This is a genomic window from Stenotrophomonas sp. 86156_Sma (genome assembly GCF_056481625.1).
On the sequence record NZ_CM151157.1, the window covers coordinates 3,797,432 to 3,823,382 of the forward strand.

At 67.2% G+C, this 25,951-nt stretch carries 20 protein-coding genes and 1 pseudogene; 5 read left to right on the top strand and 16 right to left on the bottom strand.

What is annotated here, in order from left to right; genetic code table 11:
* Positions 1–27: 27 nt before the first annotated feature.
* Complete coding sequence (locus tag ACZK33_RS17600; RefSeq protein WP_423174800.1) at positions 28–1,356, bottom strand: NTP/NDP exchange transporter; 1,329 nt, start codon at positions 1,354–1,356, stop codon at positions 28–30.
* Between the two features lie 285 nt (positions 1,357–1,641).
* Between ACZK33_RS17600 and ACZK33_RS17605 the strand changes: the two genes are divergently transcribed.
* Positions 1,642–3,042: a serine hydrolase domain-containing protein gene (locus ACZK33_RS17605; protein WP_423174801.1), complete on the top strand. Its 1,401-nt coding sequence runs from the start codon at positions 1,642–1,644 to the stop codon at positions 3,040–3,042.
* A gap of 107 nt (positions 3,043–3,149) precedes the next feature.
* On the opposite strand, the gene ACZK33_RS17610 is transcribed toward ACZK33_RS17605, so the two are convergent.
* The gene (locus ACZK33_RS17610) at positions 3,150–3,908 is read right to left on the bottom strand and encodes an SDR family NAD(P)-dependent oxidoreductase (protein WP_423174802.1); all 759 of its coding nucleotides are present in this window, start codon (positions 3,906–3,908) and stop codon (positions 3,150–3,152) included.
* A gap of 114 nt (positions 3,909–4,022) precedes the next feature.
* Between ACZK33_RS17610 and ACZK33_RS17615 the strand changes: the two genes are divergently transcribed.
* Positions 4,023–4,916 carry a LysR family transcriptional regulator gene (locus ACZK33_RS17615; protein WP_423174803.1) on the top strand — a complete coding sequence of 298 codons (894 nt, stop codon included), beginning with the start codon at positions 4,023–4,025 and terminating at the stop codon, positions 4,914–4,916.
* A gap of 119 nt (positions 4,917–5,035) precedes the next feature.
* Here the strand turns inward: ACZK33_RS17615 and ACZK33_RS17620 are convergent, their stop codons facing one another.
* On the bottom strand, positions 5,036–5,716 hold the full coding sequence (locus ACZK33_RS17620) for a histone (RefSeq protein ID WP_182266552.1): 681 nt from the start codon (positions 5,714–5,716) through the stop codon (positions 5,036–5,038).
* A 21-nt stretch (positions 5,717–5,737) separates the two neighbouring features.
* Between ACZK33_RS17620 and ACZK33_RS17625 the strand changes: the two genes are divergently transcribed.
* A complete protein-coding gene (locus ACZK33_RS17625) occupies positions 5,738–6,037 on the top strand; it encodes a hypothetical protein (RefSeq protein ID WP_125895567.1) in 300 nt (99 codons plus the stop codon).
* 292 nt (positions 6,038–6,329) lie between these two features.
* Here ACZK33_RS17625 and gcvH read toward each other — a convergent pair whose 3' ends face one another.
* From gcvH to nudE, 9 genes are all read right to left on the bottom strand, one after another.
* Complete coding sequence (gcvH, locus tag ACZK33_RS17630) at positions 6,330–6,725, bottom strand: glycine cleavage system protein GcvH (RefSeq protein WP_005410701.1); 396 nt, start codon at positions 6,723–6,725, stop codon at positions 6,330–6,332.
* 93 nt (positions 6,726–6,818) lie between these two features.
* A complete protein-coding gene (gene gcvT / locus ACZK33_RS17635; protein ID WP_032130056.1) occupies positions 6,819–7,931 on the bottom strand; it encodes a glycine cleavage system aminomethyltransferase GcvT in 1,113 nt (370 codons plus the stop codon).
* A gap of 489 nt (positions 7,932–8,420) precedes the next feature.
* Positions 8,421–8,855, bottom strand: a complete 435-nt coding sequence (locus ACZK33_RS17640; protein WP_121504657.1) for an NfeD family protein — start codon at positions 8,853–8,855, stop codon at positions 8,421–8,423.
* 1 nt (position 8,856) lies between these two features.
* Positions 8,857–9,816 (bottom strand): SPFH domain-containing protein, encoded by a 960-nt coding sequence (locus tag ACZK33_RS17645; RefSeq protein WP_005410704.1) that lies wholly within the window; start codon positions 9,814–9,816, stop codon positions 8,857–8,859.
* Between the two features lie 66 nt (positions 9,817–9,882).
* Entirely contained in the window at positions 9,883–10,185 is a 303-nt protein-coding gene (locus ACZK33_RS17650; RefSeq protein WP_049422150.1) for an Mpo1-like protein, read from the bottom strand.
* A gap of 245 nt (positions 10,186–10,430) precedes the next feature.
* A complete protein-coding gene (locus ACZK33_RS17655; RefSeq protein WP_032130110.1) occupies positions 10,431–10,760 on the bottom strand; it encodes a YnfA family protein in 330 nt (109 codons plus the stop codon).
* Complete coding sequence (gene mazG, locus ACZK33_RS17660) at positions 10,757–11,596, bottom strand: nucleoside triphosphate pyrophosphohydrolase (RefSeq protein WP_049422149.1); 840 nt, start codon at positions 11,594–11,596, stop codon at positions 10,757–10,759. Before mazG ends, ACZK33_RS17655 begins: the two co-directional genes overlap by 4 nt.
* Positions 11,597–11,609: 13 nt before the next feature.
* The gene (cysQ, locus tag ACZK33_RS17665; protein ID WP_423175662.1) at positions 11,610–12,413 is read right to left on the bottom strand and encodes a 3'(2'),5'-bisphosphate nucleotidase CysQ; all 804 of its coding nucleotides are present in this window, start codon (positions 12,411–12,413) and stop codon (positions 11,610–11,612) included.
* Entirely contained in the window at positions 12,410–12,973 is a 564-nt protein-coding gene (gene nudE, locus ACZK33_RS17670) for an ADP compounds hydrolase NudE (protein WP_010482713.1), read from the bottom strand. Before nudE ends, cysQ begins: the two co-directional genes overlap by 4 nt.
* Positions 12,974–13,050: 77 nt before the next feature.
* Between nudE and bioA the strand changes: the two genes are divergently transcribed.
* Together bioA and ACZK33_RS17680 are read left to right on the top strand one after the other, a co-directional pair.
* Positions 13,051–14,442 (top strand): adenosylmethionine--8-amino-7-oxononanoate transaminase, encoded by a 1,392-nt coding sequence (gene bioA, locus ACZK33_RS17675; protein WP_423175660.1) that lies wholly within the window; start codon positions 13,051–13,053, stop codon positions 14,440–14,442.
* Positions 14,433–15,169: pseudogene (locus ACZK33_RS17680) on the top strand (16S rRNA (uracil(1498)-N(3))-methyltransferase). The gene bioA and the pseudogene ACZK33_RS17680 overlap by 10 nt, the downstream one beginning before the upstream one ends.
* A 108-nt stretch (positions 15,170–15,277) precedes the next feature.
* On the opposite strand, the gene ACZK33_RS17685 reads toward ACZK33_RS17680, so the two are convergent.
* The 4 genes from ACZK33_RS17685 to ACZK33_RS17700 form a co-directional block, all read right to left on the bottom strand.
* Positions 15,278–15,742, bottom strand: coding sequence for a chemotaxis protein CheW (locus ACZK33_RS17685; RefSeq protein ID WP_006385148.1), 465 nt, complete (start codon positions 15,740–15,742; stop codon positions 15,278–15,280).
* Positions 15,739–17,079 (bottom strand): chemotaxis protein CheB, encoded by a 1,341-nt coding sequence (locus ACZK33_RS17690; RefSeq protein WP_423175657.1) that lies wholly within the window; start codon positions 17,077–17,079, stop codon positions 15,739–15,741. The genes ACZK33_RS17685 and ACZK33_RS17690 overlap by 4 nt, the downstream gene beginning before the upstream one ends.
* Entirely contained in the window at positions 17,066–23,782 is a 6,717-nt protein-coding gene (locus ACZK33_RS17695; RefSeq protein ID WP_423175655.1) for an Hpt domain-containing protein, read from the bottom strand. The genes ACZK33_RS17690 and ACZK33_RS17695 overlap by 14 nt, the downstream gene beginning before the upstream one ends.
* 100 nt (positions 23,783–23,882) lie before the next feature.
* Positions 23,883–25,919 carry a methyl-accepting chemotaxis protein gene (locus ACZK33_RS17700; RefSeq protein ID WP_032130100.1) on the bottom strand — a complete coding sequence of 679 codons (2,037 nt, stop codon included), beginning with the start codon at positions 25,917–25,919 and terminating at the stop codon, positions 23,883–23,885.
* Positions 25,920–25,951: the final 32 nt, after the last annotated feature.

Consider the following 25,951-nt stretch of genomic DNA (forward strand, 5'->3'; position numbering starts at 1 on the left):
TGGGAGAGGGAGCCGACCCCGCGCGGCTCAGCGGTCGCGCGGCAGCTTCTTTTCTTCGCGCAGCACACCGAATGCGGCGGCGGTCATGCACGCGGCAACCACCACGCCGCCGATGAACACCACGTGTGAACCAAACAACGACAAGCCCTTGTGCACCCAGGTGAAGCTCAGGTCGGCACCACGGTAGACCACCGTGTCGATGGCCGCACCGGCCTTGTAGCGCCATTGGCGGTCCACCCGGGTGTAGATGGTTTCGCGTGCCGGCTTGAAGAGCGAGAATTCACTGGCGCGGGTCAGCACCTGCACCACCGCCACCATCATCGGCAGCGGCGATGCGGCCAGCACCGAGAAGCCGATCAGGATGGCGAACGCGGGAATCAGCAGGGCCGGGGCTATGCCGTGGCGCGACAACAGCCAGCGAGTCAGACTCAACTGCAACAGAAGCGTCAGCGCGTTCACCGCCAGGTCGATGCGCGAGAAGAACGCGGTGCTGGCAGCCGGGTCGTTGAAGGCCGCGCGCACGATGCTGGCCTGCTGGTTGTACAACAGGGTGCCCACGCCCACGCCGAACACCACCAGCACCGCCAGCCAGCGCAGCAGCGGCTCGCGTGCGATCAGCTTCAGGCCGTCAAGCACGCTGCCGCCCATCGGCTTCTCGCCCGAGACCAGCTGCTGCTCGCGTTCGCGCAGCACCGCCCAGTGCCGCAACCGCCAGATGCATAACAAGCAGACAATCAGGAAACCCGCAGACACCAGCATCAGGTTGGCGATGCCCACACGCTGTGCCAGCGCGCTGGTGATGAGCGGGCCCAGGAACGCGCCGATGGTGCCAGCCGCGCCGATGTAGCCGTAATACGCCCGCGCCTGCGCGTTGGAGAACACGTCGGCCATGAAGCTCCAGAACACCGCCACCGCGAACAGGTTGAACACCATCACCCAGAGGAAGAAGGCCATGCCGCGCCCCGGCACGTTGCTGTCGAACAGTACGTAGAAACCCAGCAAGGTGACGATGAAGAACCCATACACCGCCGGCAGGAACACCCGCCGTGGGAAGCGGCTGACCAGCCAGCCATACACCGGCTGCAGCACCAGCATGATCACGAACACGCAGGAGAACAGGAACTGCAGGACGAAATCCTTCAGCGCGATGCCGTGGCTGGCGAACCAGGCGATCAGCATCGGCGGAAACACGGTCTCCAGATCGGCCGAGGCAGCCATCGCCTCACGCACCGGGCGCAGCACGTAGTAGCCGCTGAGCAGGCAGAAGAAGTACAGGAACGACCACCACAGCGCCGGCGACTCACGCAGTGCCGCCGTCAGCCCACGCAACGGCCCCTTGCCCTTCACCGCGCTCACGCGGTGTCCCTCGCCAGAAGACGGCGGTTGGACAGCGGCATGGCAGGCTCCGGGGCGGTGAAGCGCGTACGTTAGCCAATGCACTGCATCATCGCCAGCAGCAGCCTCGCAGAAGGCCGCAACGCAGTGTCACGGCCCCGCCCGGACGACACGTTCCGACACATGCTTTCGGGGCGTCAAAATTCCAACTTTTTCAACGAGATGCGCATTCATCTTCGCTTTGTTTGTGCACAAGGGAAAAGCGGCGCTAGAATCGCCATCAGCAGTCGCGCACGGGTCTCCACGATGAAAAAGAACAGCCTGCGTCGTCCGATCCGTTCGGCGGCCACCGGTTTGCTGGGCATGTTGATGCCCGTTGCCTTGTCCACCACCGCGCAGACACCGCCGGCGTTGCCGCCGATGCCGACCAACATCGAATCCGCTGCGGCTCCCAGCGTCGCCCACACCCAGCCGGCGGCCTACCGCACCGGCCTGGTGCCGCAGGTGCAGGCGCCGGCGGCTGGCTTCAACGTCGCCAACATCGAATCGATGGCGCAGCAGCTCACCTATGGCGAGCGCGTGCCGGGCATGGCGGTGGCGATCGTGCAGGGCGGCCGTATCCTCAGCGCGCGCGGCTATGGCGTCACCGACGTCAACAATCCGCTGCCGGTCGATGCGCACACCGTGTTCCGGCTGGCCTCGTTGTCCAAGGCCTTCGCCGGCACCATGGCTGGCCTGCTGGTCAACGACGGCACGCTGCGCTGGGACAGCAAGGTCACCGACTATGTGCCGGGCTTCCGTTTGAACTCGCCGGAAGCCACTGACCGCCTGACCGTGGCCGACGTGCTCAGCCATCGCGTCGGCCTGCCGTACAACGCCTACGACCGCGACATCGAAGGCAATGCCGAGTACTACGCGCTGACCCAGAAACTGGCCAACACCAGCCTGAAGTGCCTGCCGGGCGACTGCTACGCCTACCAGAACGTAGCCTTCAGCCTGATCGGCGACGTCGTCTATGCGGCCTCCGGCAGCTTCTACGAGCAGTCGGTCGAGCGCCGCATCTTCAAGCCGCTGGGCATGAACGATGCCAGCCTCGGCCTGGCCGGCATCCAGGCCAGCTCGCGCTGGGCGCGTCCGCACGTGCGCAGCCGCAATGGCTGGGTGTCGCTGACACCGAAGCCGACCTACTACCGCGTCGCCCCGGCCGCCGGCGTCAACGCCAGCGCCAGCGACATGGCGCAGTGGCTGCTGGCACACACCGGCCATCGCCCGGACGTGCTGCCGGCACCGCTGCTGGCCACTCTGCATTCGAGCCTGATCAACACCCCGGGCGAAATGCGTTCGGGCTGGCGCCGCGAGCGCCTGCATTCGGCCGGCTACGCACTGGGCTGGCGCACCTTCGACTACGCCGGCCACGATGTGGTGTTCCATGCCGGTGCCGTGCAGGGCTATCGCGGCCTGGTCGCGCTGGTGCCGGAACGCGATCTCGGCATCGCCATCATGTGGAACGGCGAAAGCGGCCTGCCCAGCGGCCTGCTGCCGACGGTGCTCGATTCCGCGCTCGGCCTGCCGACGCAGCGCTGGCTGGACGTGGACACCGACTTCGGCAGCGACAACCTGATGGCCGAAGGCGCAAGTCCGGCGCAGCAGGACAAGCGCAAGGGCAAGGGTGCTTCGAGCAACCGTGCGGTGGCCTCGCCGCGCTGAGTTGGCGGGCTTCACCGTGTGTGCGAAGGGCGGCCTGCGGGTCGCCCTTTTTGTTGGCAGTTGTAGAGCAAAGCAGTCGAGCACCGCTCGACTCTACAAACGGAAGGCTAATGCGCGAAGTAGTGCATGCCGCCATCCACCGGAATCACCGCGCCGGTGATGTAGCCGGCCAAGGGCGAGGCCAGAAAGGCCACCAGCGGCGCCACCTCCTCCGGATCACCAAAACGCCCGATCGGAATGTTGCGTTCGATGAACTCACGCCGGCTTTCCTCGGTTGGATGCAGGCGGTCCCGGATCTGAGCACTGTTGATGCGTCCCGGCGCGATTGCATTGACCGTGATGCCCTGTGAGGCCAGCGCCGACGACAGCCCTTTGCTCCACAGATGCAACGCCGCCTTCGCCGCCGTGGCAGCATTCACCGCGCGCGGTTCCATTGAACCGCTGAGGTTGATCACCCGCCCCCAGCCCTGCGCCTGCATCGCCGGCAGCAGTGCCTGGGTCAGGCGTCGTGCCGAAGAGAAGTTCAAGGTCATGGCTTCCTCCCAGACATCGTCCCCCGCATCCACCGTGGTCGGCCGGCCTCCTCCAGCCGCATTGACGAGGATGTCGACACGCGTCAGTGCCGCCGAGGCTGCATCCGCAATGTGGCGTACCTGCTCCGCATCGGTGAGGTCGCCCAGCAGGACGATCGGTGTCGGCGCGCCTGCAGATTCGATCTCCGCCGCCAGTGCATGCAGCGGCTCGGCACGCCGTGCACTGATCGCAATGCGTACTCCCTGTGCCGCCAGCAGCCTGGCCACACCGGCACCGATGCCACTGCCCGCCCCGGTGATCAGCGCGGTACGCCCTTCAAGCCCCAGATCCATGATGTTCTCCCAATCCGCCAGCCGGTACATCCGGCCCGTGCAGTACATGCTGTTTGATCACCCCTGATTGATAAACTCCGCGCAGGTTTCAGCATTCAACACCCGGGGTGTCAGATGAATCTGCTGGAGAGCATGCAGGTCTACGTGCTGATCGTGGACAAGGGCAGCCTCAGCGCTGCGGCGGCGGCGATGGATATCTCGGCGACGATGGCCGGCAAGCACCTGCGTGCGCTGGAAGCACGGCTGGGGATGCAGCTGTTGAGCCGTACCACCCGGCGCCAGCACATGACGCCCTTCGGCGAGGACTACTACACCCGCTGCCGGGAGATCCTGCGGCTGGTGGAAGAAACGGACGCACAGGCGCAGCACCAGCAGCTGGCACCGGCGGGCACGTTGCGCATCAGTGCGCCGGTGATCTTCGGCACGCACGCACTGGTACCGGCACTGGCCGAATACATGGCGCGCCATCCGGATGTCCGGGTCGAAGTCACGCTGAGCGACCGCGTGGTCGACCTCGCCGAGGAGGGTTTCGAAGCGGCGCTGCGCATCGGCACGCTGGCCGACAGCAGCATGCTGGTGGCGCGTGCGCTGGCACCGTATCGCTTGATGATGTGCGCATCGCCGGCGTACCTGGCCAGGCATGGCACGCCTCGCAGCCTGCAGGACCTCGCCGTGCATCAGTGCCTGTCCTTCGAACCGAGCGCACTCGCACAGTGGCTGCAGGCCGATGCTGGCGAACTCAAGCGTGTGCCCGGCGGCCGGCTGCAGATCAACAACGGCGAAGCGCTGCGCACGGCAGCGCTGCACGGGCTGGGCATCGTGCTGCAGTCGGCACTGCTGCTGGCTGCCGACATCGATACCGGACGCCTGGTGCAGCTGTTCCCTGAGTTCGGCCAGACCGGTCGGCCGATGCACGTGGTCTACGCCCACGATCGCTACCACTCGACCCGCCTGCGCAGCTTCCTGGACTTCCTGGTGGAGCGCTTTCCACCGGCGCCGCACCGCTAGCGTCGACCGTCAGAAAAGCAGTCGAGCACGGCTCGACCCTGCAGACGGCCCATAAAAAAACCCCCTCCCCGCTGGGCAGTCAGGGAAGGGGGTTTCAGGATGCGGCTATCGGGAAGTACTTAGATCAGCGGCGCCGGGGTTGCCGGCAGAGCGACCGGAGCAGCCTTCTTCTTGCGGGCGGCCGGCTTGCGCTTGGCAACCTTCTTCGCTGCCTTCTTCGGGGCAGCCTTCTTGGTCGCCTTCTTCGCGGTCTTCTTTACTGCCTTCTTGGCAGTCTTCTTGACGGCCTTCTTGGCAGTTGCCTTCTTCGCGACCTTCTTGGCCGGCTTGCGGGCCGTTGCCTTCTTGGCAGTCTTCTTGGTGGCCTTCTTGGCTACCTTCTTGACGGCCTTCTTCGCGGTCTTCTTGACGGCCTTCTTGGCAGTGGACTTCTTGGCTACCTTCTTCGCCGCCTTCTTCACTGCCTTCTTCGCAGTGGTCTTCTTGGCGACCTTCTTCGCAGCCTTCTTCACTGCCTTCTTGGCGGTCGCCTTCTTCGCGACCTTCTTCACTGCCTTCTTGGCAGCGGCCTTCTTCGCGACCTTCTTCACCGCTTTCTTGGCGGCGGGCTTCTTCTTCGCAGCTTTCTTGGTTGCCATGGGATGGCTCCTCGTCAGTGATAGGGAGTTGAAACGCCCAGGTGGATCAAACCCGCGGATGCTGCGTGCGGGGACCGCCGGCGCGTCAGGCGCGCCGTTACGGATGCGGCAATGCCCGCCTCGATCGGCGGAGCGGACATCGGAACGGGAGTTGCCTTGCATTTCTCCGGGGGAAGCGGGGCCATGTCCACCGTCATCAGGGTCGCGGTGGTCTTGAAGGGGCTGCTTCGCATCGGACGATTGATTCTGCGCACTCGGTTGGGCAGGCAAGGTCTGCTGAGGCGAAACCTAATCACGGTTTTTTTTACTGTCAACAACCCCCGCGAAAAATTTTCACATCCGCGCCATCCCGGACGCCGCCCTCGCCACCGCCGTGCGCGCCCTGCAACGACCATTGAAGCGGCGCGCACGCGCGCCGCATACGACGAAGTCGATGCGCTCTCTGAACAAAAAACACTTGAAATAAGCACTCTGCGCAGATAGGCACATGTTCCGGACAACAGCGCACGTGCATCGCCGATGGTCACCCGCACCGTCGCCAACGCCAGCACAACGGGGCCGCAACGGGGGGCGAAAAGTTTTCACATTCGATCGCTTCGGCGCGGGGCGGAAACGCGGATTTGCGCAAAACTGCGCACGCTGATCGGCACCGTTCGTCTGTCGGCTGATGCCACGCCGAGGGTGCAGAGCGAACCCGCCGTCATGAGTCCGACGCACTCGCCAAAACAAGAACGGCCACCCGAAGGTGGCCGTTCCAGAACCCGGAAGTGACGACTCAGTGGTCGTCGTTTTCCAGGGCTTCGGCATACGCGTCCGGATCCAGCAGTTCGTTGACCTCTTCAGCGTTGGTCAGTTCGACCACGAACATCCAGCCTTCGCCGTAGGCATCTTCATTGATGGTTTCCGGCTTGTCGGACAGCGCCGAGTTGACCTCGACGACCTTGCCGCTGATCGGGCTGTAGACGTCCGAGGCGGCCTTCACCGACTCGACAACGGCGATCTGCTCGCCCGCCTTTGCGTCGGCGCCGACTTCCGGCAGTTCGACGTAGACCAGGTCACCCAGCAGGCCCTGGGCGTGGTCGGAAATACCGACGGTGACACGGCCATTGCCTTCGACACGGGCCCACTCATGGGACTTGAGGAACTTGAGGTCGCCGGGGATCTCGCTCATGGGACTGCTCCAGAGATATGCAGGGGTGGAAAAAACGGGGCTAGTGTAACCAACCGGCCGCCACTGCTGTCAGTGGCGATCGGCAGTTTCGGATCAGGCGTCGGCGAGCACGCCGGGCTGGGCCTGGCCTTCGCGCACGAACGGGAACTTGACCACGCGCACCGGCACCTGCCGGCCACGGATGTCGACGGTGACCTCGCCAAGTTCACCGGCCGGTACACGGGCGAAGGCGATGCCCTTGGCCAGGGTCGGCGAGAAGGTGCCGGACAGGATCTCGCCCTGGCCGCCGGCGGTGGTCACCGCCTGACCATGGCGCAGCACGCCCTTCTCGTCCATCACCAGACCGATCATCTGGCGGGCGGTGCCGGCAGCCTTCTGCGCTTCCAGCACGTCGCGGCCGATGAAGTCGCGGCCTTCGTCCAGCGACACGGTCCAGGCCAGCGCCGCTTCGTACGGGCTGATCTCTTCGTCCATGTCCTGGCCGTACAGGTTCATGCCGGCTTCCAGGCGCAGCGTGTCGCGTGCGCCGAGGCCGGCCGGCTTCACGCCCGCCGCCAGCAGGCGGTTCCAGAACGCGACCACGGCGTCCTGCGGCAGCAGGATTTCGAAGCCGTCTTCGCCGGTGTAACCGGTACGGGCGACAAACAGTTCGACGCCGTCATCGGACTGCACCTGCAGGGCGGCGAAACGGCCCAGCTTGGCCAGCGCTGCGCGATCGCTTTCGCGGGCCAGGCCGATCACGATGTCGCGCGCCTGCGGGCCCTGCACGGCGAGGATGGCCAGGTCCGGGCGCTGCTCGACGGTGACGCCGAACGGTGCAGCCTGCTCGCGCAGCCAGGCCAGGTCCTTCTCGCGGGTGGAGGCATTGACCACCATGCGGAAGAAATCGTCGCCCAGGTAGTAGACGATCAGGTCGTCGATGACGCCGCCGCGCGGATTCAGCATGCACGAGTACAGCGCCTTGCCGGTCACCTTCAGCTTGTCGACCGAGTTGGCCAGCAGGCGGCGCAGGAACGGCTTGACCTGGTCACCGCGCAGGTCGACCACGGTCATGTGGCTGACGTCGAACACACCCGACTCGCGACGAACGAGGTGGTGCTCGTCGAGCTGCGAGCCGTAGTGGATGGGCATGTCCCAACCCCCGAAATCGACCATCTTGGCGCCAAGGGCGCGGTGGGTATCGTTGAGCAGCGTCTTCTGGGTCATGACCGGGTCCGGCAGCAGAGGAAACAAGAATCCCCATTATCCCAGATCGGTCGCCCGCAGGTCGCGCCGCAGCGCAGCGGGGTGTTTGGCCGGCCTGCGGCCGGCGCCGCTTTCTACAGCTGGAGCGCAAAGCCTGAGTTCATCGGCTCTGGATTGACTCGGCCTGGGCGGGTCGGAGCGAGTGCTTTTGCTCTTTGCTCTTTTTTCTTTTTCCGTGGGCTGGACGCGCACGGAAACTGTCGGGGGCCGGGCGGGTTGGGTTCGCGGGACCGTTGGCGCCATGGATGACGCCATCGAGCCCCCATGGGTGAGGGCGCTTTGCTTGCGAAGCACTGCTTCGCAAGCGACCGAACGCGCAGCCGCCAGCGGCTGGGCCGGACCGCGGAGCGGGGTCTACGGCGTGTCCCGCGAACCCAACCCGCCCGACCCAGACACATGAACCACCTTCCGCGACCACCCACGAGGGGCTCCGCCGTTGGCTGGGAACCCCTAGGCCACCGCTTCGACCAGCAGCGTGCTGCCCTGCACCGCCACCACCCGTACCAGGCTGCCGGCCTGCAGATCCGGTCCACTCACCTGCCAGGACGCATCGTCAATGCTGACCCGTCCTTGGCCACCGACGATGGCCTGCTGCAGTACCACCTCCCGGCCGACCAGCTGCTCGGCACGGCGGTTGAGCAACGGCGCATCGCTGGGCCGTGCCCGCGGCCTCCCCCAGCGCCGGTAGCACTGGATCGAGACCACACTCAGCAGGACGAAAGCGATCACCTGCCACAACAGTGGAATGTCGCTGAACACCGCAACCAGTACGAACACTGCCGCCGCGCCAATGCCGATCCACAGCATGAACGCACCCGGCGCCAGCGCTTCGGCAGCGAACAGCAGCAGCGCCAGCGCGCCCCAACCGACGACTTCCCAGCGCATGTCAGCCTCCGAGCGGCGGCGGCCGCTTGCCGGCGGCCTTGTTGTCCTGGCTGGCCAGCGCCTGCTTCGCCAGTTCGGCCACGCCCGCGATCGAACCGATCACGCCACTGGCCTCCATCGGCATCAGCACCAGCTTCTGGTTCGGCGAACTGGCCAGCTCCTTGAACGCTTCCACGTACTTCTGCGCGACAAAGTAGTTGATCGCCTGCACGTCACCCTCGGCAATCGCCGCCGACACCACCTTGGTCGCCATCGCTTCGGCCTCGGCCAGGCGCTCGCGCGCCTCGGCATCGCGGAACGCAGCTTCGCGACGGCCTTCGGCTTCCAGCACGGTGGCCTGCTTCTCGCCATCGGCGCGCAGGATCTCCGACTGCCGTGAACCCTCTGCCTCGAGGATCTGCGCGCGCTTCTCGCGCTCGGCCTTCATCTGCCGCGCCATCGCATCCAGCAGATCGCGCGGCGGCTGGATGTCGCGGATCTCGATGCGGTTGACCTTCACTCCCCAGGGATTGGTGGCATGGTCGACCACGCTCAGCAGCTGGGCATTGATCACCTCGCGCTGGCTGAGTGATTCATCCAGATCCATCGAACCGATCACGGTACGGATGTTGGTCTGCACCAGGGCGATCATCGCCACTTCCAGGTTGGCCACCTCATAGGCGGCCTTGGCGGCATCCAGTACCTGGAAGAACACCACGCCGTCCACGCGCACGGCGGCGTTGTCCTTGGTGATCACTTCCTGGCTGGGCACGTCCAGCACCTGCTCCATCATGTTCACCTTGCGCCCCACCCCGTACACGATCGGGATCAGGAAATGCAGGCCGGGGGTCATGGTGTGCGTGTAGCGCCCGAAGCGCTCGACGGTCCACTCGTAGCCCTGGGGCACCATCCGTACTGCCTTGAACAGGATCACCACGGCCACGAAGGCCAGTACCACGGTAAAGAACATGGTCGGGAACATCTTGCTTTCCTTATCTATGACGTCCAGGCCCCAGCATAGCGCGTGAAGGCCACATTCACAGCGGAGCTACCAGGGCACGCGCCCGCGCAGGATGTCGGCGAACATCACCCAGTCGCCCATGAACGAGTACAGCGGGTGCTGGAAGGTGGCCGGGCGGTTCTTCTCGAAGAAGAAATGGCCGACCCAGGCGAAGCTGTAACCGCAGAACAGGGCGGCCAGCAACAGCACCGGCTGCCCGCGCAGGATCGCTGCAACGACCAGCAGCAGCACGCCGCAGCTGCCGACGAAGTGCAGCCGGCGCGATACCGGGTGGCGGTGCTCGCTGAGATAGAACGGATAGAACTCGCGGAAGCTGGCGAAGCGGGACATGTGCGTGTTCCGGGGGCCGTGGTCACCGCCATCATGCGCCTTCCCGGGAGGGAAAGCGGCCTGGACAGCGTGGCCGATTCTGACAAGGCAGTGCATGATCCGGTGGCGCTGCCTTTGTAGCGTCGAGCCATGCTCGACTGGCCCTCCCAGTTGCAGTCGAGCATGGCTCGACGCTACATAAGAGCGGAAGCGGTCGAGCATGGCTCGACGCTACAAAAGCCGAAGCGGCCGAACATGGCTCGACGCTACACCGGGGGCGTGCGCGGGCCGAACATGATCACCGCCATGCCGGCCAGGCACAGGGCTGCGCCGAACAGGTCCCAGCGGCTGGGGCGGATGCCATCGACCAGCCACAGCCAGAACAGCGCGGTGCCGATGTAGACACCCCCGTAGGCCGCATAGACCCGGCCACTGGCGGTCGGGTGCAGGGTCAGCAGCCAGGCGAACAGGGCCAGGCTGGCGGCAGCCGGCAGCAGCAGCCACACGCTTCCGCCCTTGCGCAGCCACAACCACGGCAGGTAGCAGCCGACAATTTCGGCCAGCGCGGTCAGCAGGAACAGCGCGAGCGTCTTCACGCCTTCTCCGCCGCCTTGGCGTGCTGCCACAGTGCTTCCTGCGCATCCAGGTCCATCGACGCCAGCGCTCCACCCTGGGCGTCAGCCTGCGCTTCCATCGCACGGAAGCGGCGTTCGAACTTGTGGTTGGCCCCGCGCAGCGCCGCACCCAGATCGATATCGGCGTGGCGTGCCAGGTTGGCGCAGACGAACAGCAGATCGCCCAGCTCTTCCTGCAGGCGCGCTTTGTTGCCGGCAATATCGCCGCGCTCGAACTCCTCGCGCAGCTCCTGCAGTTCCTCCGCCGCCTTGTCCAACACCGGCAACGGGCCCGGCCAGTCGAAACCGACCTTGGCCGCGCGCGACTGCAGCTTCACCGCTCGCTGCCATTCGGGCAGGCCACGCGAGATGCCGGCCAATGCGGAGGTGTCCTGCTCGCCCTTGGCGGCACGCTCGGCACGCTTGATCGCATCCCAGTTACGCGTCACCCCGTCGGCGTCATCGACGCTGACATCGGCGAACACGTGCGGGTGGCGGCGCTGCATCTTGTCGCTGATCGCGCGTGCGACCTCGGCGAAGGCAAAGGCGCCCTGCTCCTCGGCCATGCGTGCATGGAACACCACCTGCAGCAGCAGGTCGCCCAGCTCATCGCAGAGATCATCGAGGTCGCCACGGTCGATCGCATCGGCCACCTCGTAGGCTTCCTCGATGGTGTACGGCGCGATGGTCGCGAAGTTCTGTTCCAGGTCCCAGGGGCAGCCGCCCTGCGGATCGCGCAGGCGCGCCATGATCGCCAGCAGGCGTTCCAGTTCGTTGCTGGCTGCACTGCCGGCGATGGGGGTGTCATGCGCGCTCATGCGGCCTCCAGGGTCAGTCGGACAACCAGTCGCGCCACGGCAGGCTGGTATCACCAAGGGCAATGAAATCGCCGTTCAACAGGGTCTCGCGGCGGTTGTAGCGGAACGGCTTGCCGGTCGCCGCCGACAGCACCGCGCCACCGGCGGCGTGCAGCACGCACTGGCCGGCGGCGGTGTCCCATTCGGAGGTCGGGCCCAGACGCGGATAGACATCCAGGCCACCTTCGGCGATCCGGCAGAATTTCAGCGACGAGCCCTGCGCGATGGTCTCGATGCGGCCCATGCGCGCCAGCAGCGCCTCGGTTTCCGGTGAGCGGTGCGAGCGGCTGGCAGCAACCCGCAGCGGTGCGGTGGCCGGCGTGCGGGTGCGCAGCACGGTGTCGTGCAGGCCCTGCCGGCGATAGGCCAGCTCCCCGCGCATGGCATGCCAGACGATGCCCGTCACCGGGGCCAGCACCACGCCGAAGGCCGGTGCGCCCTGGTAGATCAGCGCGATGTTGACGCTGAACTCGCCGTTGCGCTTGACGAACTCACGGGTGCCATCGAGCGGATCGACCAGCCAGTAGGCGCCCCAGTGGCGGCGCTGCTCCCAGGGTACCTGCGCCGATTCCTCGGACAGGATCGGCAGATCCGGGGTCAGCTGCTGCAGGCCCTGCTCGATGACCTGGTTGGCCGCCAGGTCGGCACTGGTAACCGGGCTGTTGTCGTCCTTGAGCTGCACGTCGAAGCCATCGGCATAGACCTGCATGATGGCCTGTCCGGCTTCCTGGGCAATGGCGATGGCGGTCTCGCGCAGGTCCGTGGTCAGTTTGATCATCGCAATCCCTGCAGCCACTGGCGGGCAATGAACAGCGCCGCCAGCGAGCGTCCCTCGGAGAAGTCCTCGCGCAGCATCAGCTGGTCCAACTCGGCCAGCTTCCACGGGACGACTTCCAGCTCTTCCGGCTCGTCGCCGGCCAGCTTTTCCGGGTACAGGTCGCGCGCCACCACCAGCCACGACTGGTGGCTCATGTAGGTCGGGGCCAGGGTCATCGCGCGCAGCACATCCACCCGGCGCGCGCCGTAACCGGCCTCTTCCTTCAGTTCGCGGTCGGCGGCCTGCTCGGGGGTCTCGCCGGCATCGATCCGGCCCTTGACCAGGCCCAGTTCGTAGCGGTGCATGCCGGCGGCGTATTCACGTACCAGCAGCACGGTTTCGTCGTCGAGCATCGGCACCACCACCACCGCGCCATGCCCCCGGCTGACCAGCCGCTCGAAGCGGCGGCGTTCGCCGTTGGAGAACTCCAGGTCCAGGTGCTGGCGCTGGAAGGGACCGTTCTCCTCATCGGTGATCCGATGGATGATCGGCAAGCGACGGCCGGCACGGTCATCGTTCATGCGGAATCTCCGCGGCGGCCGGCGCCTGCGCCGGGGCCGATAGAATGTGCAGGCAGCAACATGTTCATGAGCCCGAAATGCTAGCAGACCCAACCCCCTCCCCGCTGGTCGAGCACTGGCGGCAACGCGACCTCAAGGTGCTGTGGCACCCGTGCACGCAGATGCGCGAGCATCCGCACACCCTGCCATTGGTCCCGATCGCACGCGGCCAGGGCGCCTGGTTGTTCGACCACGACGGCAACCGCTACCTGGACGCGGTCAGCAGCTGGTGGACCAACCTGTTCGGCCATGCCGAGCCGCGCATCGGCGGTGCCATTGCCGCCCAGGCTGGGCAGCTGGAACAGGTGATGCTGGCCGGCTTCGGCCACGAGCCGGCGATCACCCTGGCCGAACGCCTGCTGGCGCTGGCGCCGCGGCAGCCCGGCCGCGAGCCGCTGGCCAAGGTGTTCTACGCTGACAACGGCTCCGCCGGCGTGGAAGTGGCGCTGAAGATGGCATTCCAGTACTTCCAGAACCGCGGAGAGCCGCGCCGCACGCGCTTCATCGCGCTGGAGAACGGCTACCACGGCGAGACCCTGGGCGCGCTGGCGCTGGGCGACATCCCCCTTTACCGCCGTGTCTATGCACCGCTGCTGGCCGAAGGCCTGTTCGCGCCCTCGCCCGACGCTTACCTGGCCGAGCCGGGCCAGAGTGCGGCAGATCGCGCGCGGCAGGCCGCGGATGGACTGGCCACGCTGTTCGACCAGCACCCGGGCGAGATCTGTGCGGTGATCCTGGAACCGCGCCTGCAGTGCGCCGGCGGCATGCGCATGCATGACCCGGTGTACCTGCAGCGGGTTCGCGAACTGTGTGATGCGCACGGTGCATTCATGATCGCCGACGAGATCGCCACCGGATTCGGCCGCACCGGTACCCTGTTCGCCTGCGAGCAGGCCGGGGTGATGCCGGACCTGATGTGCCTGTCCAAGGGCCTGACCGGCGGCTTCCTGCCACTGGCCGCCGTGCTGGCGACGCAGGCACTGTACGACGCCTTCCTCGACGACTCGCGCGAGCGCGCGTTCCTGCACTCGCACAGCTACACCGGCAACCCGCTGGCCTGCGCGGCCGCGCTGGCGACGCTGGACATCTTCCGCGACGACGATGTGATCGCGCGCAACCGCGGCATCGCCTCGGTGATGGGCACGCTGGCCGCACCGTTCAGCGACCATCCGCACGTGGCCGACGTGCGCCAGGCGGGCATGGTGGTGGCGTTCGAGCTGTCGCGCGACGGCAACAAGCGCACCCCGTTCGACCCGGCGCTGCAGCTGGGCCTGCACGCCTACAAGGCCGCGCTGAAACGTGGCGTGGTGCTGCGTCCGCTGGGCGACGTGCTGTACTGGATGCCACCCTATTGCGTGGACGACGAACAACTGGAGCTGCTGGCACATACCACGCTGGCGGCGATTGACGAGGCGATTGCATGCGCGTGACCCGCTGCCCCATCGACCTGGCGCTGCACAGCGGCCAGACCGTGACCCTGCCGGAAGAGACCGCCAACCACCTGGTACGGGTGATGCGCCTGCGCGAGGGCGATACCTGTGTGCTGTTCAACGGCGACGGCCATGACTACAGCGCCACGCTGACCGTGGCCGGCAAGCGCGAAGTGCAGGTGCGCATCGACGCCGTGCAGGCCATCGACAACGAATCGCCGCTGACGATTACCCTGCTGCAGGGCATCGCCCGTGGCGAGAAGATGGACCTGATCCTGCAGAAAGCCACCGAACTGGGCGTGGCGGCGATCATTCCGGTCAACGCCGAGCGCACCGAGGTGAAGCTGGATGCAGCACGGGCGGAGAAGCGCGTGGCGCACTGGAACAATGTGGTGACCTCGGCCTGCGGCCAGTCCGGGCGCGCGCGCATTCCGCAGGTGGGATCCCCGCTGTCGCTGGCGCAGGCGGCAGCGGCGCTGCCGCCCGATACGCTGCGGTTGACCCTGGACCCGCTGGGTGCGCACCGGCTGTCGACGCTGGACGCCGCGCCTGGCGGGGGCATCGTGATTGCAATCGGCCCGGAAGGGGGTGGTCGCCACGCGACCGTGATCAACTGGCGGCCGCGGGCTTCCAGGGCCTGCAGCTGGGGCCGCGCATTCTGCGCACGGAAACGGCCGGCCTGGCCGCGATTGCAGCACTGCAGGCGCGGTTGGGGGATCTGGGGTAAGGGCCGATTCCTGATAGTGCCGGCCGCTGGCCGGCATCCACGGAATCATGCGGTTGCCGGCCAGCGGCCGGCACTACCGGGAATTCAAAATGCCCGGCGGATGTCCGATCAGGCCGCCAGCGAATCCAGGGCGGCTTCCAGCGCGTCCAGGTTCGGCAGCAGCGCGCTCTGCTCGCCCAGCAGCACACGCATGTGCACGATGTCCGGCAGGGTTTCTTCCGAGGCGTCAGCCAGCAGGCCGTCGCGCGGCACCGAAATCAGCTGCGGGAAGTTCTGCGTCAGCAGCGCGTAGTACGGACGCTGCGCGTTGCCGCTGAGGGCCTTCAGCACCACCACCTTGTTGTGGCCGCCCACGGCTTCTTCGCCCAGTCCCGAAAGACGTGCGAACGAGACCAGCGGCACCTGCCAGCCGTGCCAACCGATCTCGCCCACCAGCCAGCGCGGCGCATCGGAGACCGGCTGCACCGGCACGCGCGACATCATTTCGGCCACGGTGGCATTGGGCAGCAGCACGCGCGCGTTGCCGGCCTGGATCAGGACGCCACGGATTTCGTCATTGCTGGCATAGCTCATGGTGCTTCTCCGTTGTCGTCCTGCTCACCCCAGCGCGCGGCAATCGCCTGCGCCAGTTCCTGCGGTTCACCGGCCACCATGCCGGCAGCAACCACCGCCGTGGCCGCAGCCGGGTCGTAGCAGCCCTCGCCCACCTGCCCGGCCACCCATGCACCGGCGGCGGCCAGATCCAGCGCCGGACCAACATGCGCAAGGTCAGCGCCGCTGAGCAGGACCAGCGCGGTGTGGTCAGCTGGCAGCGCGGCAATCGCAATGCCCTGCGCGTCGCTGACGAAATGCAGGCCGTCACTGGCTGCCTGCACGCCGATGTCATCGGCCAGCACGTGCACTTCACCCGGAGTTGCACGCTGGCCGGCTTCAGCCAGCTGCACCGGCAACGGCGACACGCGGGCCATCTGCTTGACCAGGTTGCCGTAGCGCCCGCCATCCAGGCGCATGTGCACCAGGACGGGCACGCTCAGCGAAGGCGGCAGCGCGCCGAGCAGGCGACGCAGCGCATCCGGGCCACCGATGCCGGCCAGCACCAGCAGCGATCCGGCGCGTGCGCCCACGGGCGCTGCGGCATCCAGATCGACCAGGCTCAGATGACCGGTATCGAAGGAAGGCAGCGGAGCCTCCACGGCAGCGTGGTGCGGAGCGGTTGCCGAGGCATCGGCCTCGTCCTCGACCAGCGACCAGGCGGTGTGGTCGAAGGAGACCGGCGGTAGCGGCGGTACTGCGGACGCGGTCTCTGCCAGCGACGGCAGTGCGGGGGCCTGCAGCGGCTCAGGCACCACCGGCTGCAGCGCGGCCAGCGCCTGTTCCAGCGCGATCGGTTCGTGCAGCTGTACAGGCGGCGAGTACAGAGTGTCAGCGGGGACCTCGTCGGCCCAGCTCAATGCCTGCTCCAGGTGCGGCTGCAGCGCTTCTTCCTGCGGCGCCGGTGCCGGTGCCGGGTGGCCCGGCTCCAGCTGCAGGCTGGGTTCTTCTTCGGCCCCCGGCGGCAACACCTGCTGGTGGCCATGCAGCTTGGCGGACAGATGACGGCCCCAGCGCTGAGCCTCCCAACCATCACGACGTGCAGCCAGTTCGGCCTCGTCGAAGACCAGGGTCAGACCCGGTGCGGACAGCACCGCTTCCAGGCGCTCCAAGGCGTCCTCGATGGCGTCTTCCAGCGCGATCACCACGAACTGTGGGCGCGCCTCCTGCAGGACCCGCGCCTCCAGCGTGTTGGGATCATCTTCCAGCACCAGCTGCACATCGGCGTGCGACAACGCCTCACGCAGGCGCTCACGCGCCGCGCCGGGACGGGCCAGCAGGGCCACGGCCGGAGCCGCTTGGGTTTCACTCACGGACACGGGCGATCCCCAGCAGGTCGTACACGTTACGCATCAGGTCCAGTTCCTGGTACGGCTTGCCCAGGTAACGCTGGACACCGATCTCGAAGGCGCGCTGGCGGTGCTTGTCACCGCTGCGCGAAGTGATCATCACGATCGGCACGTCCCTGTAGCGCGGGTCGGCACGCATCGCGGTGGCGAGCTCGTAGCCATCCATGCGCGGCATCTCGATATCCAGCAGCATCAGGTCCGGCACGCGCTCTTCCAGGCGTTCCAGCGCTTCCACGCCGTCGCGGGCGACGCTGACCTCGAAGTTGTGGCGTTCGAGGATGCGGCCGGTGACCTTGCGCATCGTCAGCGAGTCGTCGACCACCATCACCAGCGGCACCTGGCGCTCCTGGCGCGGTGCGTTGGCCAGCACAGGCAGCGTCGGGTTGGCGAGGAAGCGGCGCACCAGCGGCGCCACGTCCAGGATCACCACCACGCGGCCATCGCCGGTGATGGTCGCGCCGTAGATGCCCGGCACCGACGCGATCTGCAGGCCGACCGGCTTGACCACGATTTCGCGGTTGCCCAGCACCTGGTCGATCGCCACGGCGGCACGCAGATCACCGGCACGGACCAGCAGCAGCGGCACCTGGTCCTGGCCATCGGCACGCGCCGGGGCCTGCCCGACCAGGCTGCCGAGGTCGTACAGCGGATAGTCTTCGCCGCTGTAACGGTAGCTGCTGTCGGCGGCTTCGAAACGCTCGCGCGACAGGCGGCCGATACCACTGACCGAGGCCACCGGCACCGCGAAGGTGGTTTCGCCGATCTGCACGAACACCGCCTGGGTGACGGCCAGCGTCTGCGGCAGGCGCAGGGTGAAGCGCACGCCCTGGCCCCGCACCGACTGGATGTCGACCGAGCCACCGAGCTGGCGCACTTCGTTGCGCACCACGTCCATGCCCACGCCACGACCGGCCAGCTGGCTGACCTGGTCGGCGGTGGTGAAGCCGGACGCGAAGATCAGGTTGTCCAGCTCCTGCTCGTTCGGCTGCGCATCGGCGGCCAGCAGGCCACGGTCGATGGCGCGGCGGCGGATCGCCTCGCGGTCCAGGCCAGCACCGTCATCGGCCACTTCCAGCACGATTTCCGAACCTTCGCGGTGCAGGCGGATGGCGATCTCGCCCTCCTCCGGCTTGCCGGCGGCGCGGCGCTGTTCCGGCGCTTCCAGGCCATGGGCCACGGAGTTGCGCAGCATGTGTTCCAGCGGCGCGACCATGCGGTCGAGGACGTTGCGGTCCAGTTCGCCGTGGGTTCCTTCCAGGGTCAGGTGGACCTGCTTGCCGGTATCCATGCCGGACTGGCGGACCACGCGGCGCAGGCGCGGCACCAGGCCATCGAACGGCACCATGCGCGCGCGCATCAGGCCATCCTGCAGCTCGGAGCTGACGCGCGACTGCTGCTGCAGCAGCGAATCGTACTGGCGCGACAGATCGTCCAGCACGCCCTGCAGGCCCCCCAGGTCGGCCGCCGACTCGTTCAGCGCACGGCTGAGCTGCTGCAGGGTGGAGAAGCGGTCCAGCTCCAGCGGATCGAACTTCTGGTCGGCCTGGTCCTGTTCGCGCTGGTAGCGGGCGACGATCTGCGCCTCGGTTTCCAGGTCGAGTCGCCGCAGCTGGTCGCGCAGTCGCGCATTGGTGCGCTCCAGTTCGCCCATGGCACCACGGAAGGCACCCAGCTGCTGTTCAAGCCGCGAGCGGTAGATCGCCACTTCACCGGCATGGTTGACCAGGCGGTCGAGCAGGTCGGCACGCACGCGCACCTGCTCCTGCTGCGGACGCGCCAGCGGATCTTCATCGACCACGCCCTCGGCCGGAAGCGGAGCCGACAGCGGCGCTTCGATCGGGGTCGCCAGCGGGCCCGCGGCCTGTGCGGGCACGGTCTCGATCTCGCTGGCCGCACGCGCGGCCGCAGCGGCTGCGGCGATATCGATGGTGGTGCGGACCTCGAAGGCTTCGACCAGATCCTGCGCCGGCTCCACCACGCGGTGCGCGCCGGTCCGAGTGAGCAGCTGGTGCAGGCGGTCAAAGCCACGCTCCAGCAGCTGCACGTCGCGACGTTCGATCTCGGTACGGCCAGCGGCCACCGCCTCCAGCAGCGATTCGATGCTGTGGCCAAGGTCGCCGATGGCATTGATGCCAGCCATGCGTGCGCCACCCTTCAGGGTGTGCAGATCACGCTGCAGGCCGGCCAGCACCTCGCGGTCCTGCGGTGCATCGCGCAGTTCGCTGATCAGGCCATCGCAGTGGTCGAGCAGGTCCTTGCCTTCCTCGACAAAGATATCGACCAGCTCACGGTCGTACACGCTGAAGTCGAGTGCATCGGCGCCGTCTTCGGCATCCACCGCAACAGGTGCCTGCTCGTGGTGCGGCGCACGGGGCGCGACGTCGGCCTCTGCGATCTCTGCATCTGCATCTGCATCTGCATTGGCATCTGCATCGACCGTGCCCTGGCCCGGTGCGTCTTCCATTTCGAAGAAGCGCACCGCAGCAGTGCCGCCCTGCGGCGCCTCTGCGGTGATCTCCTCAATCACCGTCGCCGGGGACGGCTGATCGGCGCTCTCTCCTTCACCGACCGCCGCCTCCCCGCCGACGTCCGCATCCTCGGCAAAGGCAACTGCCTCACCCGGCGCGAGTTCGCTGGCCTGGAGGCCGATCACGGGCCATTGCCCGTCGTCGTCCAGGGTCTGCTCCTCCTCGATCACGTGCAGGCCGGCCTCGAGCGCGGCTGCCAGCGTGACCGGTTCTGCAAAACCCGGCACAGCCATTTCATCCTGCAGGCTCGACAGCTCGCTGTCGAGTGGCAGTGCAGCAGCGTCGTCAATGACGTTGTCATCGTCACTGTCCGAATCAAACGGCAACGGCGTATTCAGGTCGATCGCGTCAACCTCCGCATACACCGGCAACTCTTCCGTGTCGCGGTCATCCACCGGCAGCGCACTGGCGTCGAGGTACGGCGACAGATCGTCCGCCATGGTCAGGTCAGCGTCGTCGACCGTCGCGATCGCCGGCACGGCATCTGATTCGTGCTGGGCAACATCAGGCGCACTTTCAATCGGCTGGATCGATTCAATCGCGCCGGTGTCGTCCGCGGCAGGTTCACCTTCGCCCGGCACCGACGGCCAGCCGGCGTCGAAGTAACGCGAAAGATCGTCGCTGGCGGTCAGCTCACCCACGTCCAGGCCGCTGTCGGCTGCGACGTCCAGCGCCTCCAGCCCGGTTGCAGCTGGAACCGGTTCCAGCGCATCTTCGGCATGCGACTGCGGCTCGGCAATGAGATCGGTCGCCGCATCGAAAGCGGACGGCATGCTGGTTTCGTCCAGCGTGTCCAGCCCGGCCAGCGGCGCTTCGGCCGCGGATGCCTGCTCGGCATCAGGCGCCAGCTCGACGCCCTCTTCGTCCTCGTCTTCCAGCGCGAACAGCGGCCAGCGCGCTTCCGGGAGCTCGCCGGCCAATGCCTGCAGCCGCTGCACCAGCGCGCCCTGCGGAACAATCCGCGGCTGTTCCGCCTGCAGCGCCTCCATGGTCGCGGTGATCGCCTGCGCGGTCGCATCCAGTGCGGCTACGCCCTCGTCGCCAGGCACCACGTCGGCGGCCAGGGCGCGCTTGATGTAGGACTCGGCACCGCCGGTGACCGCCGTGATTTCCGGCACTTCGGTCATCGCGAAGGCGCCGTTCATGGTGTGCACCGCACGCAGCAGTGCGTCGCTGACCGGCTGCGGTGCCTGCTGCGCCGAGCGCAGCCATTCCTGCAGGGTCGCCTGGTGGACTTCGACCTCGGCCTCGAGGATCTCGCGCAGTACGCTGTCGATGTTGGCCGGGGTACCGGCGTCTTCCGCCACCGCCGTGGCATCGGCCTGCGCCGACGCAGCGGCCTCGGCTTCCAGCAGGCGGCTGATTTCGTCTTCGCCTTCGGACTCGGCCAGTGTCGCTGCCGGCGCGGCCGCAGCCGGCAACGGTACGTAGAAGGTCTCCTCGCCGGCACCGACCCGATCGGCAATGGCCTGCATCGCCTGCAGGTCCACGCTGATGCGCTGGCCATGGCGCAGCGCGGCGTTCAGCTGCGGCAGCGCGGCATGGGCGTTGTCGACCATCGCCAGCACCGCCGGAGTCGCCGGGCGACTGCCATCGAGCACGCGATTGAGCATGCCTTCGATCTTCCAGGCGAACTCGCCCAGGGTGCGTGCACCCACCAGGCGGCCACTGCCCTTGAGGGTGTGGAAGATGCGGCGGATCGGCCGCAGCCGGTCCATGTTGTCCAGCTGCATGCGCCATGCCGGCAGCAGCGTGCCCAGGTTGGCCAGCTCGTCGTCGAACTCTTCCAGGAACACCTCGCGGATGTCCTCGTCGATGTTCTCGGCATCGTCGTCGAAGCCTGCCTCGAAGCCGGTCTCGGTGCCGGCCACGACCGGGATGTCCGCAGCGGGTGGAGCCGCCATGGCCTGCGGATTGAAATCGGCCGCCGCGGCGCTCAGCTCGGCGAAGAACTGCGCGTCGGCTTCGCTGAAGTCGATCGGCGCGATGGTGTCGATATCAATCACCGACACCGCCGGTGCGGGTGCATCGGAGACCGGCGTCAGCACCTCGGCCATCGGCGCGGGCACCTCCTCCTGCACATCCGCCGGAACCGCGTCCGCTTCGGCAACCACAGGGCTTTCGTCCACCCGCACGGATGCAGCGGGATCGACGATCTCCAGCGCCGGGTGCAATCCGGCGTCGTCGTCCAGCGACAGCGTCTCCATCGCGTGCAGCGACAGCACGTCGTCGGCATTGTCCAGCGCATCGGCGTCGAAACGGAACACCACGTCGTCACCGGCGGCGACCACATCGTGCTCGGCAGCCACCGGGTCGAACACGGGCGCGGCAACGTCAGCGGTGTCGAAGGGCATCGACGCGTCGACGTCGTCCTCGACATCCATCACAGCCACATCGGCCAATGCCGGCGGTGTTGCCTCCGACAGTGTCCACTGCGGCGCCGGTTCCACGCTGGTTTCGGCCCGTTCGAAACTGACCGGGTCGAAGCTGGCGAAGGTCGGACTGCGCTCGTCTTCGGCACTCGCGGTCGGCTCGGAGTCCGGATGGAACGGTGCGAGATCCCATTGCGGTACCTCGGGCGCAGGCGCGCTGGACGCGGCGAAGACCAGCGGTGCATCCGCGTCGTCATGCAGCGACAGCGGTGTGGAGGCGACACTCCCCAGCGCCCCGAACATCAGGCGGTTGTCCACCACCTCCGGTGCAGGCGCGGCCGGTGGCGGATCGAAGGTGAAGTCCGGCAGCGGCACCGGCACCGTGCCGGCGGCGGGCGCGGCCGGCTGCACCGGAATCTCGATGGGCTCCGGCTGCACCGGCTCGGCCTGCAGCGCGATCGGCTCGCGGTCCACCAGCAGCGATGCGAACGGAATCGGCGCGGCGGCAACAGGCTCCACCGCATTGCGGTCCGGCAACGGCCAATAGCGCAGCGCTTCAAGGCTGCTGCGGGTGATGTCGAGGATGTCCTCGCGGCCCGGGCGGCGGTCGCGCAGAGCCTCGAGGTAGTACTCCAGGCTGGCCATGGCATCGGCCAGGGTGTCCAGCTGGCGGCCACTGGGCACGCGCTGGCGACCGATCAGCTCGGCTTCGATGTACTGCTGCACACCGCGCAGGTAATCGGCGGCGGTGTTCAGGTCGAGCATGCGCAGCGCACCGGACACATCGCCCAGCAGGCGCGGCACGTCCTGCAGCTCGGCATGGTTCCAGCTGGTTTCGATGAAGGCGACGAAATGCTCGCGGGCGGCGGCGAAGTTGGCGATGGCCTCATGTGCCAGCACCTCCACCGTGCGCCGGTTCTCCACCGCGCTGGGGTCATCTTCGCCACTGCCGCCGGCACCCAGATGGGCGACCTGGTCGTCCAGCGACGCGTCCACGTAGAGCAATGCGCCGGCGATATCCAGCAGCAGGTTCTCGTCGATCTGCTGGCGCCCTTCGACCACGCCACGCAGCGCATCGCGCTGCTGCACGACCACGCCGCGGGCAACGCCCAGGCCCATCATGCCCAGCGTATCGGCCACGGCGCCAAGTTCGTTGGCCTGGTTCTGCAGCTGTTCGGGCGCACCGCCAGTACGCAGGTGCAGGTCCAGCGCATCCTTGATGCGCAGCAGTTCTTCCTTCACCGCGCTGCCCACGGTATCCAGCAGCTCGCGGTTGCGCCCGCTCAGGCTGCCACGGGCATGGTCCAGCTCGGCCTCGGTGGCGCTGACGCTGTCCGGCGCGAACGCCAGCAGCACGCTGTCATGCACGCCCTCTTCGCCACGCGCGGCACGGATTTCGTTGAGCAGCGGCATCAGCACGATCGGAATGTCGCGGTGGCCGTTCTGCAGGCGCTCCAGGTAATCGGGCAGCAGCACGCTGCCGCGCATCAGGGTCGCGCAGGCTTCATCCCGATCAGCCACGCTACCGGCGCCGATGGCATTGGCCAGCTGTTCCAGCTCCTCGGCCACCATCGCCGGGGCGTACAGCTCGACCATGCGCAGGGTGCCCTGCACCTGGTGCAGGTAGCCGGCGCAGATGCGCATGCGGCTGGCATCGGCCGGGTCTTCCGCGTAGTACTCGACCTCGTTGCGCACCTGGCGCAGGGTCTCGTCCAGCTCGGGCTTGACCCAGCCCAGCGCTGCGTGGCTCATCGCATCGCGCAGACTGCTCATGGACGCGCTCCGTTCGCCGCCGCGCGGAAGCCGCGCGAGTTCTGGCGTGGGGAATGGAAATGCTTCATCGACTGGTTCCTTGCTCGCCGCCCTGCCCGCGTCACGCCGGCAGCTTGAAGTCGGCGACCGAACGACGCAGGTCGGCCGCCAGCTGCGCGAGGTGACCGATCGATTCGGCGGTCTGCCCGGCACCCTGCGAGGTCTGGCCGGTGATCTGCCGGATCACGCCCATGGTACGGGTGATGTCCGAGGCCGCAGCCGACTGCTGCTGGGCGGCGATGGAGATGTTCTTGATGAGGGTGTTCAGTGCATTGGACACGCGCTCGATTTCGGTCAGTGCGGTGCCGGCGTCCTCGGCCAGGCGTGCACCGGACACCACTTCGGCGGTGGTCTGTTCCATCGAGGTGACCGCTTCGTTGGTATCGGCCTGAATGGCCTGGACCAGGTTCTCGATGCGTCGGGTTGCGCCCGAGGTGCGTTCTGCCAGGCGCTGCACTTCGTCGGCCACGACCGCGAAACCGCGGCCCGCTTCACCGGCCGAAGCCGCCTGCACCGCTGCGTTCAATGCCAGGATGTTGGTCTGCTCGGAAATGTCGTTGATCAGTTCCACGATCGAGCCGATTTCCTGCGACGACTCGCCCAGGCGCTTGATGCGCTTGGAGGTTTCCTGGATCTGGTCACGGATCTGGTCCATGCCCTGGATGGTCTCGCGCACCACGCCGGCACCTTCGGCAGCGATCACCACCGAGCGCTGTGCCACGTCGGCCGACTCGGCCGAGTTGCGCGACACCTGTTCGATGCTCGCCGCGATTTCACCGATGCGGTCCGAGGCCGAGGTGATCTGGTTGGCCTGATGGCCCGCCGCCTCTGCCAGCTGCATGGCGGTGGCCTGGGTTTCCTGGGTGGACAGCGCGACCTTGGCCGAGGTGTCGTTGATGGTGGTCACCAGGTGGCGCAGCTCGTCCACCGCGTAGTTGATCGCGTCGGCGATGGCGCCGGTCATGTCCTCGGTCACCGAGGCCTTCACGGTCAGGTCGCCCTCACCCAGCGAGGAGATTTCGTCCAGCAACCGCATGATCGCCTGCTGGTTGCGGCTGTTGAATTCCACCTGTGTCTGGTAGCGCAGTTCCTGCTCGCGCGAGCGGCTGCGCACGTTGGTGGAGACGAAGCCAATGATCGCGATCAGCGACAGCGCACCGGACACCACGCCGATCCAGAAGTTCGGGAACAGGCGGGTATCGGACACCGAGCCGAACGAGGAGAACGCCTCGAACAGCTTGCGGCTGTCGTCCAGCATGTGCGCCGAGCCCTGGCCAAGCGCGGTGGCGGCGGACTGGGCGGCGAACAGCTGGCGCGAGCTGGCCAGGATCGCATCGGCGTCCTGCTTCATTGCCTCCCACTTCTGCTGCGACTGCTCCAGCGCGGCCACGGCGGCGGCACCGCGCACGGCGGTGATGCCCAGTTCCTCGTTGCCGTTGCGCAGGCCGTCGAGCACCTGCGAGAACACGGTAATGTCGCGTGCCAGTGCATCGCCCGAGGTGGCAGCGGCGCTGCCACCGGCACGCATTTCGGTCACGCGGCGGGCCATCGAACCGGCCACCACGACCTGCTGCAGTGCGCTGTACACCTGCGACGACGGCGCGCCCGAGGCGGACATCGCGCGCACCAGCTCGTTCAGCTGGGCCTGCAGGCCCGGCACCGCGCCGGTGAAGTTGTTGGCATTGCCGGCCAGCGCCAGCACCGCCGGTTCACTGGCAACCAGCTGCCCGGCCTGCTTGCCCAGCGGCGCCCAGGTCTCGGCCAGGGTGGCGATCGCACCGGACACGCCCGGTTCCTTGCCGTAGCGCCCCTGCAGGGTCGACACGTTCTGTTCGATCGCGTTGCGGGTGGCCTTGAAGGCGGTGAACGCCTGCGCGTTGCCGCCCACCGCATCACGGCCCTGGTTGGCCAGCTGCTGTGACAGCACCTGCAGGTCGGCCGCCTTGGAGCCGGCATCGGCCAGGCGACTGCCCTGCCAGGTGGCGACGCCGGTGTTGACGCCGAACAGGATCATCGATGCCAGCAGCAGGAACAACCAGAGGTTGCTGCCGCCCAGCCGCAGCTTGCCGGTCTTGGTGGCGTCCGAAGCAGTACTCATCGTTCAACCTCGATCTTCAATGCAGAGGGCGA